Source organism: Saccharopolyspora rosea (assembly GCF_025643595.1).
In the GTDB taxonomy this organism is placed as follows: domain Bacteria; phylum Actinomycetota; class Actinomycetes; order Mycobacteriales; family Pseudonocardiaceae; genus Saccharopolyspora; species Saccharopolyspora rosea.
In genome coordinates, this window is the sequence record NZ_CP102826.1 from 491258 (window position 1) to 506190 (window position 14933).

General features: G+C 71.4%; 13 protein-coding genes. 8 read left to right on the forward strand and 5 right to left on the reverse strand.

The window, feature by feature from the left end; genetic code table 11:
- Positions 1–2: 2 nt before the first annotated feature.
- From NV263_RS02430 to NV263_RS02440, 3 genes are read right to left on the reverse strand one after another with little or no spacing between them, the layout of a single operon-like run.
- Entirely contained in the window at positions 3–773 is a 771-nt protein-coding gene (locus tag NV263_RS02430; RefSeq protein WP_263254013.1) for an ABC transporter permease, read from the reverse strand.
- Positions 773–1540, reverse strand: a complete 768-nt coding sequence (locus NV263_RS02435; RefSeq protein ID WP_263250739.1) for an ABC transporter permease — start codon at positions 1538–1540, stop codon at positions 773–775. Before NV263_RS02435 ends, NV263_RS02430 begins: the two co-directional genes overlap by 1 nt.
- A gap of 13 nt (positions 1541–1553) precedes the next feature.
- A complete protein-coding gene (locus NV263_RS02440) occupies positions 1554–2567 on the reverse strand; it encodes an ABC transporter substrate-binding protein (protein WP_263250740.1) in 1014 nt (337 codons plus the stop codon).
- A 643-nt stretch (positions 2568–3210) separates the two neighbouring features.
- Here NV263_RS02440 and NV263_RS02445 point away from each other — a divergent pair.
- The 4 genes from NV263_RS02445 to NV263_RS02460 are packed head-to-tail and all read left to right on the forward strand — an operon-like array spanning position 3211 to position 8093.
- A complete protein-coding gene (locus NV263_RS02445; protein WP_263250741.1) occupies positions 3211–6354 on the forward strand; it encodes a sensor histidine kinase in 3144 nt (1047 codons plus the stop codon).
- A 20-nt stretch (positions 6355–6374) separates the two neighbouring features.
- A complete protein-coding gene (locus NV263_RS02450; RefSeq protein WP_263254015.1) occupies positions 6375–6782 on the forward strand; it encodes a roadblock/LC7 domain-containing protein in 408 nt (135 codons plus the stop codon).
- A 32-nt stretch (positions 6783–6814) separates the two neighbouring features.
- A complete protein-coding gene (locus NV263_RS02455) occupies positions 6815–7516 on the forward strand; it encodes a DUF742 domain-containing protein (protein WP_263250742.1) in 702 nt (233 codons plus the stop codon).
- Complete coding sequence (locus NV263_RS02460; RefSeq protein ID WP_263250743.1) at positions 7497–8093, forward strand: GTP-binding protein; 597 nt, start codon at positions 7497–7499, stop codon at positions 8091–8093. The genes NV263_RS02455 and NV263_RS02460 overlap by 20 nt, the downstream gene beginning before the upstream one ends.
- A gap of 75 nt (positions 8094–8168) precedes the next feature.
- On the opposite strand, the gene NV263_RS02465 is transcribed toward NV263_RS02460, so the two are convergent.
- The gene (locus NV263_RS02465) at positions 8169–10409 is read right to left on the reverse strand and encodes a helicase-associated domain-containing protein (protein ID WP_263250744.1); all 2241 of its coding nucleotides are present in this window, start codon (positions 10407–10409) and stop codon (positions 8169–8171) included.
- Positions 10410–10556: 147 nt separating this feature from the next.
- Between NV263_RS02465 and NV263_RS02470 the strand changes: the two genes are divergently transcribed.
- The 4 genes from NV263_RS02470 (at position 10557) to NV263_RS02485 (ending at position 13898) form a co-directional block, all read left to right on the forward strand.
- Positions 10557–10742 (forward strand): hypothetical protein, encoded by a 186-nt coding sequence (locus NV263_RS02470; protein ID WP_263250746.1) that lies wholly within the window; start codon positions 10557–10559, stop codon positions 10740–10742.
- A 205-nt stretch (positions 10743–10947) separates the two neighbouring features.
- Positions 10948–12405 carry an NAD-dependent malic enzyme gene (locus tag NV263_RS02475; protein ID WP_263250747.1) on the forward strand — a complete coding sequence of 486 codons (1458 nt, stop codon included), beginning with the start codon at positions 10948–10950 and terminating at the stop codon, positions 12403–12405.
- A gap of 77 nt (positions 12406–12482) precedes the next feature.
- Positions 12483–12962 (forward strand): cyclic pyranopterin monophosphate synthase MoaC, encoded by a 480-nt coding sequence (gene moaC / locus NV263_RS02480; protein ID WP_263250748.1) that lies wholly within the window; start codon positions 12483–12485, stop codon positions 12960–12962.
- A gap of 9 nt (positions 12963–12971) precedes the next feature.
- Positions 12972–13898, forward strand: coding sequence for a molybdenum cofactor biosynthesis protein MoaE (locus NV263_RS02485; RefSeq protein ID WP_263250749.1), 927 nt, complete (start codon positions 12972–12974; stop codon positions 13896–13898).
- Positions 13899–14075: 177 nt separating this feature from the next.
- Here the strand turns inward: NV263_RS02485 and NV263_RS02490 are convergent, their stop codons facing one another.
- The gene (locus NV263_RS02490) at positions 14076–14693 is read right to left on the reverse strand and encodes a transglycosylase family protein (RefSeq protein ID WP_263250750.1); all 618 of its coding nucleotides are present in this window, start codon (positions 14691–14693) and stop codon (positions 14076–14078) included.
- Positions 14694–14933 lie beyond the last annotated feature (240 nt).

Genomic DNA, 14933 nt, shown 5'->3' on the forward strand with positions numbered 1-14933 from the left:
CGTCAGCCTCCGCTCGCCGCAGGCGTGGCCTGCGCAGGTTGCCAGCTCAGCGCCCGGCGTTCCACCGCCAGCAGCGCGGTGTTGAGCGCGTATCCGAGGATGCCCAGCAGGACGATGCCCGCCCACATGGCGGGGAAGTCGAACTGCCGCTGGTCGAACATCAGCCGGTAGCCGATGCCGTCGGTGGAGCCCACCAGCTCCGAGACGACCATCAGCACCAGCGCCAGTGACAGGCTCACCCGCAGCCCGGCGAAGATCTTCGGGGTCGCCGCGGGCAGCACCACGCCGAAGACCCACTGGGCGCGGGGGATCCGGAACGACCGCGCGGTGTCCACTTTGACCTGGTCCACCGACCGCACGCCGTCGACGGTGTTGAGCAGGATCGGCCACACCACGCCGAAGACGATCACGGTGATCTGCATCGGTGCGCCGATCCCCAGCAGCACCAGGAAGACCGGGACGAGCACCGGCGGCGGGATCGCCCGCATGAAGGCGAACAGCGGTCCGAAGTAGTCCAGCGCGGTGCGCGACCGGCCGAGCAGCGTGCCGATCGCGACGCCGACCACGACCGCGATCAGCCAGCCCGCCGCGATGCGGCCGAGGCTGGCGAGCAGGTCGCCGACGACGGTGTCGCTGAGGAACCACTGCTGCCCGGCCGCCTGGGCGATCCGGCTCGGCGGTGGGAAGAACGGGCTGGCCGCCAACTGCGTCACCAGCTCCCAGACGACCACCGCGCAGACGAAGACCACCCAGCGCTGCACGAAGCTCCGCATCATGACGCGTCCTTCCCGGTGACGCTCCAGCGCAGGCCCCGCCGGTGCAGCAGCTCCAGGGCCTCGTTGATCAGGTAGCCGATGATCCCCGCGGTCAGCGTTCCGGCCAGCACCAGGTCCATCCGGCCGGCGCCGGTGCTGGCGTCGAGCACGAAGTTGCCCAGACCGCCGCTGCCGCCGGCCAGGAACTCGGTGCTGACGACCAGGATCAGCGCCACGGCCGCGGACATCCGGATCCCGGTGAGCACGAACGGCGCCGAGTTCGGCAGCATCACGGTGAACATGACCCGGGCGCGACCGAGGCCGAACGACCGCGCGGTGTCGACCAGGAGCGGGTCGATCTCGTCGAGCGCGTAGATGGTGTTGAACAGGATCGGCCACACCGCGGCGTAGACGGCGAGTGAAATCTTGGTTTCCGGGCCCGCGCCGACCAGCACGATCGCCAGCGGGATCAGTGCCACGGACGGGATCGGGCGCAGGAATTCGATGATCGCGCGGGTGGCCACCCGGATGCCGCGCACGCTGCCGAGCAGCAACCCGAGGGGCACGGCGATGGCCACGGAGATGCCGAGCGCGATCGCCCAGGCCAGCACGCTGGCGATCACGTCGAGCAGGAAGGAACCGTCCCCGAGCAGTTCGAAGAACCGCGTGAACACTGTGGACGGTGGTGGGAGGTATTGCTGTGCAACGAATCCGGACCGGCTGAACGCTTCCCACACGAGCAGGAAGGCCAGCAGCCCGATGAGTCCCCGACTTGTCTTGTTCATGGTCCGTTCAACGTCAGCTCTGCGGCGGCGCGACGATCATGCTCGCCACGTCGAGATCGGTGTTGATGAAGCCGAACTCCTTCATCAGGCGCGGCACCCGCTGCAGGCGGGTCGCATCGGGGTGGGAGTTGAACTTCAGCAACGTGATGATCGACGCGGTCTCCTTGTCGATCTTGGCGAAATCCGGGAGCAGCGGTTCGATCTTGCTGCGGTCCTGCGACTCGGCGACCGCGCGGTCCATGACCCGCTGGAACGCGGCGACGGTCTTCGGGTTCTGGTCGCAGAACTGCGCGGTGGCGCCGTAGCCGGTCAGCGGCAGGTCGGTGAGCGGACCGGTGTCGGTGTCCACGACCGGCACCGCGCCGCTGTCGCGGGCGGCCAGCGTGATGAACGGTTCGGTGAGCAGCGCGGCGTCCACGCGCTCCTGGGCCAGCGCGCTCGGCATGTTGATGAACGGGATCGGGACCAGCTTGACCTTGTCCGGGTTCACCCCGTAGGCCTGCAGCGTCGCCTTGATCAGCAGTTCCGAGATCGTGTTCATGCCGCTGATGGCGATCGTCTTGCCGGACAGGTCCTGCGGCTTGCGGATCTTGGAACCCGGCGAGGTCATCGCGACGGTGGTGTTCGGGGCCGCCGAAGCGCAGTCGGCGACGATCTTCAGCTGCGCCACGCCCTTGGCCTGCGCCTGGAAGAACGGCACGTAGCTGCTGTAAGTGATGTCGTAGTCACCGCCGATGGTGCTGTTCAGCGCGGCGCTGCCGTCCGGGGCGGTGACGATCTCGACGGTCAGCCCCTCCTGCTGGAAGTACCCGTTGCGCACCGCCAGGTGCAGCGGGGCGAGGTCGTTCACCGGCAGCGCGCCGACGCGCAGGTGCGCCTTCTCGACTTGGCCGTTCCCACCGTCCGCCGACTTCGAACCGCCGAGGAGTCCGCAACCGCCGGCGCCCATCAGCGCGCCCGCGGCGACCGCTCCACCGGCGATCTTGAGCAGGTTTCGTCGCGGAACGGGACGGGATCCGGGACTCATCGGGTTCCTCCTTGGCATCGGGTGAGATGTGCGCGCCGCACGGCGGCGAGGCACGTCGCCTGGTGAGGCCGAACGGGATTCATGCGTGCCCGAAAAGTCCATCTTGAACGAGGGTGGAGGCGTGTGTGCGCCCGGGGGCGCGATCACCGACTGCGCACGCTCGGCGGGCACGGCGAAATGCCCGGCGGGCAAGCATGACGTCTCCCGAAGACCTGGTGAGCGAGGGTGCAGGTGAACTGTAGAAGGTTGAACCACCACGAACAACCAGCTGTAACTAGGCCGTTGTCACACGTGGGGAAGGTGTTGTCTACACCACTCCAGCGAGCGATGAAGACTCGCTCTGGGGGCCTGACTTGTGACGGGCAGTTAAGTATAGTCTCGCCCGTCGAGGTGACTGGCCTCTGCTTCGGGGGAATACAAGGTTGTGATCGAGGAGCGTGATGAGCAGCCCGGCCGACAGAGTCAGGGTCCGCGCGGGCTCGACCGGGTGCGCAGACCCGGCCCGGACCGGCTCGTCCGCCGACGGTGACACCGCGTCGGCACGCGACCACGCTCCCGCCACAATGATCGACACCGCGCCGGCACGGATGGGCGACTAGCCGTGGCGGTGCCGCACATGTCCGCCGCAGCGCAGGAAACAGGGATGCTCAACAACGACCCCGGTACCGGAGCCGGCGAAGCCGCGCGCCCGGTCGGCCCCCAGGCCGCCACCCGAAACAAGCGCTGGTGGCTGCGCAACTGGCGACTCCGGTACAAGATGGCCGCTGTTCTGCTGGTGCCGACGTTGGCCGCGCTGGGCGTCGGCGGCGTTCGCGTGTACGACGGCCTGTCCACGGCAGGACGCCTGCACACCATCGTCGAACAGGTGGAGCTGGCCCAGCGGACCGCGAATCTCACCCACGAGCTGCAGCGCGAGCGCGACTTCGCCGTCGTCCAGACGACCAGCAACGGCCCCGGCATGGGCGACTACAACGGCCAGGCGCAGCGCGTCGACCAGGCCGTGCAGCAGTTCCGGGCGTTCGGCGGCCAGACCTCCGATCTGACGCCGGAGGTGCGGGCCGCTTACCAGAGCGCGAACAACCGGCTCGACAGCCTCGGCGCGCTGCGCAACACCGTCTCGCACGGCTTCACCAGCCCGCAGGCGCTCGTCGCCTACGACTCGATCCTCGACAGCGTGCTGCAGATCGACCGGGCGGTCGCCACTTCGGCGGCGAACACCCAGGTCAACCAGGCCGCGCGCACCGTCGAGGCGGTCAGCCGGATGAAGGAGCAGCTGGCCCAGGAGCGTTCGATCCTGCTGGCCGCCGCGCTGCGCGGCGAGTTCCTCACCGGGCAGACCGACGCGGTGCGCGCCGCCGACGCCCGCTACGAGGCCGCCTACGCCGAGTTCCAGAACTCCGCGACGCCGCAGCAGCAGGCGCTGTACTCGGCGAAGGTCGCGGGCGCCGCCATCGACCGCACCCAGCAGCTCGAACAGACCGCGCTGATCAACGGCGACCGCGGCAACTCGCTGGGCGTCGACCCGCTGGAGTGGAGCCAGCAGTCCGGGGTGCGCACCGACCTGGTGCGCGACGTGGAGAGCCAGCTGCTCACCGAGTTCCACGACGACGCGGACAGCTACGCCTCTTCCGCGCAGTGGGCGGTCATCCGCGACTCGCTGCTCGTCCTGATGCTGCTGGTCATCGCGTTCGGCGTGGCGGCGTTCATCGCCCGCTCGATGCTGCGCCCGCTGCGCACGCTGCGCTACGGCGCGCTGGAGATCGCGCAGCAGAGCCTGCCCGACGCGATCAACCAGATCAACGAGAACCCCGGCAGCTCGGGCCAGGTCTCGGTGCCGCCGGTCCCGGTGCACACCAGCGAGGAGATCGGCCAGGTCGCCCGCTCCTTCGACGCGGTCCACCAGCAGGCGTTGCGACTGGCTTCCGAACAGGCGCTGCTGCGCACCAACGTCAACGACCTGTTCGTCAACCTCGCCCGCCGCAGCCAAACCCTGGTGCAGCGCCAGCTGGCGCTCATCGACCGGCTGGAGCAGGACGAGCAGGACCCGGACCAGCTGTCCAGCCTGTTCGAACTGGACCACCTGGCCACCCGCATGCGGCGGAACAACGAGAACCTGCTCATCCTCGGCGGCACCGACCTGACCCGCCGCGTGATGCGCCCGGTGCCGCTCAGCGAGGTCATCGGCGCCGCGGTGTCCGAAGTGGAGCAGTACGCGCGGATCGCCGTCGTCGACTCGCCCGACCTGGGCATCCAGGGCCGCGTGGTCAACGACTTCATCCACCTGGTCGCCGAGCTGCTGGAGAACGCCACGGTGTTCTCCAACCCGGACACCGAGGTGACGGTGCGCACCGCCTACCGCCGCCAGGAGCTGGTCGTCGAGATCCGCGACCGCGGCGTGGGCATCGACGCCGAGGAGATCGACGAGATCAACGAGCGGCTCACCCGGCCCCCGGAGATCGACGTCGCGGTATCCCGCCGGATGGGCCTGTTCGTGGTCGGCCAGCTGGCGCGGCGCCACGACATCACCGTGCAGCTGCAGAACAACGGCGACCTGGAGGGCGGCGCGACCGCCACGGTGCAGCTGTCCGGCGAGTACGTCGTGCAGATGACCCCGGAGGGCCCCAAGCCGATGCCCGACGTGCCGCGCGCCCCCGGCGACGAGCGGCGCGACTCGCTGACCGAGACCGGCACGCACCTCGGCCTGGCCGCCGCGTTCGGCCAAGCGGGCCGCGCTGCCGACGTGGATCCCCCGACCGAGCGGGCGCCGCTGCCGGATGTGGCGGAGCCCACCCCGGTGGTCGACGAGTTCGCGGAAACCGGTGCGGCGCCTGAAGAAACGTCCGCCGCGCTGTCCACGGGCTATTCCGTGCGGATGTCCACCGGCGATGCGTTCGGCGCTTCCGACGTCCCCCGGTGGGAGGATGAGGATCAGGCGCTCGCGGACGACGGTGTCCGCGCGGAGGAATGGCCCGGTGAGGAGGCCGCGCAGCCGGCCTTCCCGGACGGCCTCGACGGCCAGTGCGGGGTCACCGGCTCGGACCTGTTCCGCAGCCCCTTCGAGGCGGAGAAGACGACGCAGCTGTCCAGGATCGAGGTCGACGACTCGGTCGACGACATCGGGCCCGGGGACTCCGAGGGCGCCACGGAGGACCGGCAGCAGCCGGCGTCGGCGGACTCCGCACCCGTGAACCAGGGCGACGACCCGCCGGCGACAGCCGACGAGTCGAAAGGGGCGTCCTGGGACATGGACGACGCGCCGACACAGCGTCTTCCCATCTACGAGGCCGTGCTGTCGCAGTGGTTCCGCGAGTCCGATGTGGACGAACCGGTGGTGCCCGGTGCGTTCCCGGCCGACGAGCCCGAACCCGCCGAGGTCCCGGTGAACGGCAGCGCCCCGGTCGACCAGCCGGAGCCGGAACCCGAACCGGAACCCGAACCACTCGTCACCGAGCACCCGCGCACCAGCACCCCGGACCCGGGGTGGGGCTCGGCCGACGTCGGCTGGAAGGCGGCCGAGGCCCTGGTCCAGCAGACCCAGCAGGTGCAGGAGACGACGGCGGCGGGGCTGCCCAAGCGGGTGCCCAAGTCGAACCTGGTGCCGGGTTCGGCCGCGTCCCCGTCGCAACCGGCCGCGCGGCGGAAACCCGCCACGAACCGTTCGGCGGAGGCCGTTCGCGGCAGGATGTCGAACTTCCAGCAGGGTGTCCGGCGGGGCCGGCACGCCAAGGCAGAACCGGTTACCGGTGAATCCCGCTCGATCCCGAGCCGTCCCGAGGAGCAGGAGTGAACGGGTCCGTGCAGCAACCGATGAGCAGCAACAGCTTCAGTTGGCTGATCACCGATTTCGTCCGGCGCGTCCCCGGCGTCGCCCACTCGGTGGTGGTCTCCGCGGACGGGTTGTTGCTCGCGGGGTCCCAGGGGCTGCCGCGCGACCGCGCCGAGCAGCTCTCCGCAGTGGCGTCCGGACTGGTCAGCCTCACCCAGGGCGCGGCCCGGTGCTTCGAGGCGGGTGACGTGACCCAGACGGTGGTCGAGATGGAACAGGGCTACCTGTTCCTGATGTCCATCAGCGACGGCTCCTGCCTGGCGGTGCTCGCCGCGCCCAACGCCGACATCGGCCTGGTCGCCTACGAGATGACGCTGCTGGTGGAGCGGGTCGGACGGCAGCTGACCCCCGAACTGCGGGCGCAGCTGCAGGGCTCGGTCCGCCGGTGACCACCACTGGGGAAAGCTGAGGGGAGCTCGCCATGAACACCGGTTCCGAGCCGAGCTGGGACGGTGACCTGTTCCGCCTCTACAACAAGCGGCTGAGCGCGGAATCCTGGCAGGACGACTTCGTGGACCCCGCCCCGGAAAGCGGCGACGACGCGGTCGGCGGCTACGACCGCGCGCTGTTCGGCGGCCCCGGGGCCGACCTGTTCGGTTCCAACTACGCCCCGTACGCGGAGGACGGCGGCGAGCGGCGCCCGGCCGACGGCGGGCCACCGTCGGTGTCGATGCCGTCGATCTCCCAGTCGATGTCCCCGATTTCCCAGTCCATGCCGTCGATCTCCGACTCGATGCCGGCCATCCCGAGCCTGCCGACGCCGGGGGAGGACGAGCTGGACGACGGCGGTTCGCTGGTGCGCCCTTACGCCCGCACGCGAGGCCGCACCCGCACCGATTATGATCTTGAAATCGAGACGCTGGTCACGACCAGCGAGCGCGGTCGTAGCCAGTCGTCGCCGGGCAGGCCCGAGCACCGCTCCATCTCCGAGCTGTGCACGGAGGCCCGTTCGGTGGCGGAGATCGCCGCGCACCTGCGCCTGCCGCTGGGTGTGGTGCGGGTGTTGATCGGCGACATGGCCGGTCTCGGCCTGGTCCTGATTCACGAGAGTGGCATGGTCGTCGGCGATCGGCCGTCAATGGAGTTCTTGGAGAGGGTGCTCAGTGGGCTTCGCAGGCTCTGATCCCCGAGCGGTGGCGAGCAGCAAGACGTCGACGAAGATCGTCGTCGCTGGCGGTTTCGGCGTCGGGAAGACGACGTTCGTCGGCTCGGTCTCCGAGATCGTGCCGTTGACCACCGAGGCGGTCATGACCGAGGCGAGCGTGGGGGTCGACGACCTCACCGCGACGCCGGGCAAGGTCACCACCACGGTCGCGATGGACTTCGGTCGCGTGTCGCTGGACTCCGACCTGATCCTGTACCTGTTCGGCACGCCCGGGCAGCACCGCTTCTGGTTCATGTGGGACGACCTGGTGCGCGGCGCGATCGGCGCGGTCGTGCTGGTCGACACCCGTCGGCTGGCCGACGCGTTCGCCTCGATCGACTTCTTCGACGATCGCGGGCTGCCGTACATCATCGCGGTCAACACCTTCGACGGGGTGCTGCACCACCGCATGGAGGACGTGCGCGAAGCGCTCACGATCGACCAGTCGGTGCCGATGATCACCGTCGACGCCCGCCAGCGGGAGTCGACCAAGCAGGCCCTGATCACCCTGGTCGAACACGCCATGCGCCAACGCATGGCCGCGGTCGGCAACTGACCCGAGCCCGGCGCAGGTCAGCCACCGGACGTCCGACCTGGGAGTTCGGCTCCCGGCGGAGCGCGGGCGAGCGCGTCACTCCTCCACCACGGCGACCGAGGTGATGCGGTGGAGGGGGAAGCTGCCCACCTCCTCGCTGTCGGTGTCGACGCCCTGGAGGACGCCGCCGCCGACGCTGACCGGGCGCACCACGCGCTGGCTGCGCACCCCGTGCGTGTCCACGAAGCCCAGCCACACGCTGCGCCGCTGCTGCGCGGCGTCGCGCAGCAGCCGCAGCGTCGCCTCGGCGCTGGGACGGCCGCGTTCCGGGCTCACCGCGTTGCCGCGCCGCGCCGCCCCGGCCCGGTCGCCCGCGCGCAGCTGCGCGACGAGCTCGGTGAGCTGGCGCTCGCCGGGCGCGCTCATCGCCGCGGGCGGCGCCGGCCGGTTGCGCCCGCGCACGCGGCGCGCGTCGGCGCGCAGGTCGAGCACGTTGCCGTCGGGCCCTTCCGCGACGGGCGCGAATCCCGCGCCGCGCAGGCCGTCGACGACGTCGGCCAGCGGCAGCGGGCTGACCAGCACGGTCGGCGCGATGCGCCGCAGTTCCAGGTCGGCGACGTTCGGGTTGGCCTGCACCTCGGCGAGCAGCACCGGGTCGTCGCAGCGCAGGAAGGCCGCGGCGGTTCCGGCGCGCAGCAGGCCGTGCCGCCGGGACACGTCGTCGATGAGGTAGGTCAGCGATTGCGGGATCGGCGTGCGCGACCGGGTGCGGAACAGGGCGTGCAGGTCCTCGGCGGTGTGCCCGGCGTCGAGGGCGCGGCGCACGGTGTGCTCGGCGACGCGGTAGACGGTGGCGCTGCCCGCGGACTCGACGTCGGCGACGAGCTTCATCTCGGCGGCGAGGTCGGGTTCCAGCCGTCCGGGCGCGACCACGGTCAGGTCGGCCTGCACGAGCACGTGGTCCAGCGGTTCGGGCAGTGCGAGGTACCGGGCGGCCTCGGCGGCGCCGTCGGCGAGCAGCACGCGACCGGCGGTGGTGAGGGCGTCGCGGGCGACGACGCCCAGGGTGGTGGCCTCCCGCAGCGTCCAGCGCACCAGGTCGTCGCGCAGCCGACCGCCGCGCCGCGGCGCCCGCCAGGCGAGCACGGTGGCGACGTCGTCGGGCCGGGCGCCGTGCCCGGACGGCAGTTCGTCGAGGTAGTCGAGGACGCGGCGGCGGTCGCGGGGCGCCAGCGGGCGGCGCAGGTCCTCGGCGAGCGGTCCGAGCAGCCGGTCCTTCTCGTCGCGGGCGCCGATCAGCCCCGGCAGCCGCGGCAGGTCGAGCCACGCGGCGACCAGCGCCGCCCACTGCTGTTCGGGCGGGGAGGCCAACCAGGTGTCGGACTGGACGGTCGGCAGCCACTGGGGTTCGGCGTCCTCGCTGTTGGCGACGAGGTTGGCCGCGACGGCGAGTTCGACCAGCAGTGCCAGCCGGTTCTCGTCGATCTCGACGGCCTTGGCGGTGCGGCGCACGTCGCGCACCCCGACACCGCCGGAGCGCAGCACGTCCGGCGGGTCCTCGTCCCAGGCGCGCAGCAGCGATTCGACGTGTCGCAGCAGTTCCAGCGCCTCCCCGGCACCCGCGGCGTCCACCGCGGACTGACCGTGGTCGGCGAGTTCCGGCGCCGGTTCCTCCGGCTCGACCGGGCCCATCGGCCGGTCGCCGCGCACCGCGAGCGCCAGCTGCCGGGGCAGCTCGACGGTCTCGGCGTCCCGGCGCAGCAGGAGGCCGCGGGCCAGCAGCCGTTGGACCGGGGTGGTGGCGCGTTCCAGCGGGACCTGTTCGGCGGCCTCCTTCGTGCGCCCGATCGGCGAGGGCCCGGCGAGCTTGTCGACCAGCCGCCGCTCCTCCTCGTCGAGCCCGGCGAGCACGTCGGCCGCGTCGGCGAGCCCGTCGGCGCGGCGCCCGAGCCCGGCCGGGAAGGTCGGCAGCACCTCGCGCGCCGCGGGTACCACCGAGATCGCGTCCTCGTCGCCCCACGCCAGCGCGAGCGCCTGCAACGCGGCCAGCGAGCGGCGGGCGCGCGCCGCGGTGACGTCGCATCCGAGCAGCTCGGCGACCGCGTCGAGCGTCACCGGGGCGGTGTCCGCGTCGAGCAGCACGAGCGCTTCGAGGGTGCTCAGCGCGAACGAGTCCAGGTCCTCGCACGCCCGGGCCACCGAGGAGCGCACGCCGGCGCGCGTGGCGAGCACCGACGTGTCGGCGGGTGGCGGCGTCGCGAGGTCGGGCCGGGCGCGCAGCAGCGCGACGAGATCGTCGTCGCTGCGCTGCCGCAGCCAGTCCGGGAGAGGTGGCATCCCTCTCACGATACCGAGCGCCCCGCGCCTGCCGGGCCCGTCGGCGGAGGTCGCACCGCGCGCGGAGTGGCGCATCCCTCAGGTGAGGTCGGCACCGGCATCCGGCAAACTGGAAGCGCAGGTTGAACGACTGGTCAGGAGGATGACGTGGCCGGCAAGACCAAGAAGGACCGGATCGACCCGAGTTGGCCCCAGCCGGGCAACGGCGAGCACCCGGTGAGCGAGTTCCTCGCGGACAAGCAGGGCGCCCTGTCGCCGTTCGGCGACGTCACCTTCCCGCTGACCGAGGACTCCGTGCCCTACGAGCACCCGGTGACGCAGATCAACAGGTGACCCGGCTGTCAAGGGGAACCGGATGGTAGCGGACCGGACGTCGCTCACACCCGGGAAAGTTTTAGGCTTTTTCGTGCCGGGTGAAGTTCCGGTCGCTTAGCGGGCCCGACGGGCTTGCGTCCCGGATGAGCGATCTGCTGCGGCGAGCAGCCGGAGGACGGCACCCGTTCAAGTCCATAGCCGTTCCGCTCGACAGGGGTGTGCCATGCCGGTTCCAGGTCCGGGTTACTCGATCACCGTTCGCGTCGAGGCCCCGCCGTCCACGACCGCCGCGGGTGATCTGACCAGCGCTATCGGTCGTGCGGGCGGGGTCATCACGGCGTTCGACGTCGTCGAGTCCCACGCCGACCGGATCGTGGTCGACATCACGTGCAACGCGCTGTCGGCCAACCACGCCAACGACCTCACCGAGATCCTGCACGCGCTGCCCGGGGTTCGGGTGCGCAAGGTGTCCGACCGGACCTTCCTGGTCCACCTCGGCGGCAAGATCGAGGTCAACTCCAAGGTCGCGCTGGCCAACCGAGACGACCTCTCCCGCGCCTACACGCCCGGGGTCGCGCGGGTGTGCACCGCGATCGCCGAGAACCCGGAGGACGCGCGGCGGCTGACCGTCAAGCGCAACTCGGTCGCGGTGGTCACCGACGGCTCGGCCGTGCTCGGCCTGGGCAACATCGGCCCGGAGGCCGCGCTGCCCGTGATGGAGGGCAAGGCCGCGCTGTTCAAGAAGTTCGCCGGGGTCAACGCCTGGCCGGTGTGCCTGGACACCCAGGACACCGAGGAGATCATCCGCGCCGTCGAGCTGATCGCCCCGGTCTACGGCGGCATCAACCTGGAGGACATCGCCGCGCCGCGCTGCTTCGAGATCGAGGCCCGGCTGCGCGAGAAGCTGAACATCCCGGTCTTCCACGACGACCAGCACGGCACCGCGATCGTCGTGCTCGGCGCGCTGCGCAACGCGCTGCGCGTGGTCGGCAAGGACATCGGCGACTGCCGCATCGTGGTGTGCGGGGTCGGCGCCGCCGGTTCGGCGATCATCCGCCTGCTCCAGCACAAGTCCCCGGCCGACATCATCGCCGTGGACATCGACGGCATCGTCCACACCGGACGCGGCGACACCGACGAGAACCTGCGCTCGATCGCCGCGTCGACCAACAAGGACGGTCGCACCGGGACGCTCTCCGACGCGGTGCGCGGCGCGGACGTGTTCATCGGCGTCTCCGCGCCGAACCTGCTCAGCTCCGACGACGTGGCGACGATGAACTCCGACTCGATCGTGTTCGCGCTGGCCAACCCGGACCCGGAGATCGACCCGCTGGACGCGCAGAAGCACGCCAAGGTCGTGGCCACCGGCCGCAGCGACTACCCGAACCAGATCAACAACGTGCTGGCGTTCCCGGGCTTCTTCCGCGGCCTGCTCGACGCGCACGCGCACAAGATCACCGACGACATGATGATCGCGGCGGCGAACGCGATCGCCGACGTCGTGGACGGCGAGGAGCGGGTGAACGCCTCGTTCATCGTGCCGAGCGTGTTCGACTCGGCGGTGGCCCCGGCCGTCGCCGAGGCGGTCAAGCGCGCGGCCATCGCCTCCCGGGCCGGCGACCCGCAACCGCGCGGCGGTTCGTCGCTGCCCTGGTCCATGGCCGAGGACCTGGACTACTGATCCACCGCCGCACGCCCCCGGCCGTTCCGGTGCGGCCGGGGGCGTTCGCGTGCGGTGCCGCGGACTAGGCTCGACGCATGGCGCAGGACGAGCTCACCCACGTCGACGCGGCGGGTGCCGCACGCATGGTCGACGTCTCGGCCAAGCAGGCCACCGCGCGCACCGCGGTCGCCTCCGGAATCGTGCGCACGACGGCGGAGGTCGTCGCGCTGCTGCGCCGGGACGGACTGCCCAAGGGCGACGCCCTGGCCACCGCCCGGATCGCGGGCATCATGGCGGCCAAGCGGACCCCGGACCTGGTGCCGCTGTGCCACCCGATCGCCCTGTCCGGCGTGGTGGTCGACCTGGAACTCGGCGACTCCGAGGTCCGCATCACCGCGACCGCGCGCACCACCGACCGCACCGGCGTCGAGATGGAGGCGCTCACCGCGGTCACCGGGGCCGGGCTCGCGCTGCACGACATGATCAAGGCCGTCGACCCGGCCGCGGTGCTCGACGCGGTTCGCGTGGAGCGCAAGGAGGGCGGCAAGACCGGCACCTGGGTGCGCGACGCGTAGGAGGTCTGCATGACGAGGACAGCGCGGGTCATCGCCGCGTCGAACCGCGCCGCGGCGGGCGTCTACCCCGACCGCACCGGCCCGGTGATCGTCGAGTGGCTGCGGGCGCGCGGCTACGAGACCCCCGACCCGGTGGTGGTCCCGGACGGCGATCCGGTGGGCGAGGCGCTGCGCGCCGCCGTCGCCGCGGGCGTCGACGTGGTGATCACCACCGGCGGCACCGGCATCAGCCCCACCGACCGCACCCCGGAGGTCACCGCGGCGGTCCTGGACCACCCGATCCCCGGGCTGGCGGACGCGATCCGCAACGCGGGCCTGCCGGAGGTGCCGACCGCGGTGCTGTCCCGCGGCCTGGCCGGGATCAGCGGCCGCACGCTGATCGTGAACCTGCCGGGCTCGCGCGGCGGTGTCAAGGACGGTCTGGGCGTGCTGGACGGCGTGCTCGACCACGCCGTCGACCAGTTGCACGGCGGCGACCACCCGCAGGGCCACGCCCAGCCGGGCCGCCCGCCCGCCGAGGTCCTGCTCGCCGAGGTGACCGAGGAGTCGCTGCGCGTCGACGACCTGGCTCGCCTCGTCGAGCACCGCGCCGCGGGCGCGGTCGTCACCTTCGGCGGCGTGGTCCGCGACCACGACGGCGGACGCGGCGTGCAGGAACTGGAGTACGTGGGCCATCCCAGCGCGGGCGAGGTGATCTCGGAGGTGGCCCGCGACATCGCGGCCCGCTCGGAGGGCGTCCGCGCCCTCGCGGTGGCGCACCGAACCGGTCTGCTCAAGATCGGCGACGTCGCGCTGGCCTGCGCGGTGGCCGCCGAGCACCGCAAGCAGGCGTTCACCGCCTGCTCGGACCTCGTCGACGAGGTCAAGCGCCGACTGCCGATCTGGAAGCGCCAGGTCTTCGACGACGACTCCGAGGAATGGGTCAACTGCCCCTGACCCGGCTCGCGCCGACCAACACCGGGGTCGCCGGTTCCGCCCGGAACCGGCGACCGGCGAACATGACGGAACCCCACCGCTGGGGGCGGGCGGTGGGGTTCCGAGTGGTGCGGAGGACGTGCCGTGTCGGGGGGTACGACACGTACTCCCGATCAGCCGGTCAACCGGCCGATCACGTCACTTGATGGTGAGCTGCTGGCCCGGGAAGATCAGGTTCGGGTCCTTGATCGCGCCCGAGTTGCGCTCGAAGATCCGGTGGTAGTCCACGCCGAACTTCTGACCGATCTTGCTCAGCGTGTCACCGGAACGCACCGTGTACTGACCCGACGTGGCGGCCTTGGCGCTGCCGGAGCTGCTCTTGGTCTTCGCGCTGCTGTGGGTCTTGGTGCTCTTGCTCTTGGTCGTGACCTTCGTGCTGGAGCTGCTGCTCCCGCTGGTCCAGTTGGTCTTGGAGGTGCAGCCGGGCCACGCGTTCGGACCCTGCGCGGCGAGGACCTTCTCGGCCACCGCGATCTGCTGCTCGCGGGTCGCGTTGTGCGGGCTGGAGGCGTACTGCGTGCCGCCGAACGCGGCCCAGGTGGACGGGGTGAACTGCAGGCCGCCGGAGAAGCCGTTGCCGGTGTTGGCGTCCCAGTTACCGGAGCTCTCGCACTTCGCGAGCGTGTCCCAGTCCGCCGCGTTGGCAGGGGCGGCGATCGCGATCGGGGTGGCGATCACCGCGCCGGCGACGGCGACGCGCGCCGCGGTGCGGGTGGTATTGGACGGCTTCCGGTGCTTGCCTTTGTAGCGAGCCATTTCCCTCTCTCCTGCCGCGCCTGCGAGGTTGGCCGCTCGTCGGCGACCACCGGGGTCCGGTCTCGGGGAACCGGCGCTTCCCTCGGGCTTCGGGGCACCCGGGGAGATCCCCGCCCCTGTCCGGTGTGTTCGTTTCGGGGGTAGGAAGCCCGCCGGACAGGGCTCGGCGCTGCGGACTTCCCGCTCCTTGCTGATCGGTTCGGGGCCGACCGAGGAGCGACACTACGTAACCGACGCGAA

Coding starts and splice junctions, on each gene's coding strand:
- NV263_RS02430 (WP_263254013.1), bottom strand. CDS start 773: ATGCGGAGCTTCGTGCAGCGCTGGGTGGTCTTCGTCTGCGCGGTGGTC.
- NV263_RS02435 (WP_263250739.1), bottom strand. CDS start 1,540: ATGAACAAGACAAGTCGGGGACTCATCGGGCTGCTGGCCTTCCTGCTC.
- NV263_RS02440 (WP_263250740.1), bottom strand. CDS start 2,567: ATGAGTCCCGGATCCCGTCCCGTTCCGCGACGAAACCTGCTCAAGATC.
- NV263_RS02445 (WP_263250741.1), top strand. CDS start 3,211: ATGCTCAACAACGACCCCGGTACCGGAGCCGGCGAAGCCGCGCGCCCG.
- NV263_RS02450 (WP_263254015.1), top strand. CDS start 6,375: ATGAGCAGCAACAGCTTCAGTTGGCTGATCACCGATTTCGTCCGGCGC.
- NV263_RS02455 (WP_263250742.1), top strand. CDS start 6,815: ATGAACACCGGTTCCGAGCCGAGCTGGGACGGTGACCTGTTCCGCCTC.
- NV263_RS02465 (WP_263250744.1), bottom strand. CDS start 10,409: ATGCCACCTCTCCCGGACTGGCTGCGGCAGCGCAGCGACGACGATCTC.
- NV263_RS02475 (WP_263250747.1), top strand. CDS start 10,948: ATGCCGGTTCCAGGTCCGGGTTACTCGATCACCGTTCGCGTCGAGGCC.
- moaC (WP_263250748.1), top strand. CDS start 12,483: ATGGCGCAGGACGAGCTCACCCACGTCGACGCGGCGGGTGCCGCACGC.
- NV263_RS02485 (WP_263250749.1), top strand. CDS start 12,972: ATGACGAGGACAGCGCGGGTCATCGCCGCGTCGAACCGCGCCGCGGCG.
- NV263_RS02490 (WP_263250750.1), bottom strand. CDS start 14,693: ATGGCTCGCTACAAAGGCAAGCACCGGAAGCCGTCCAATACCACCCGC.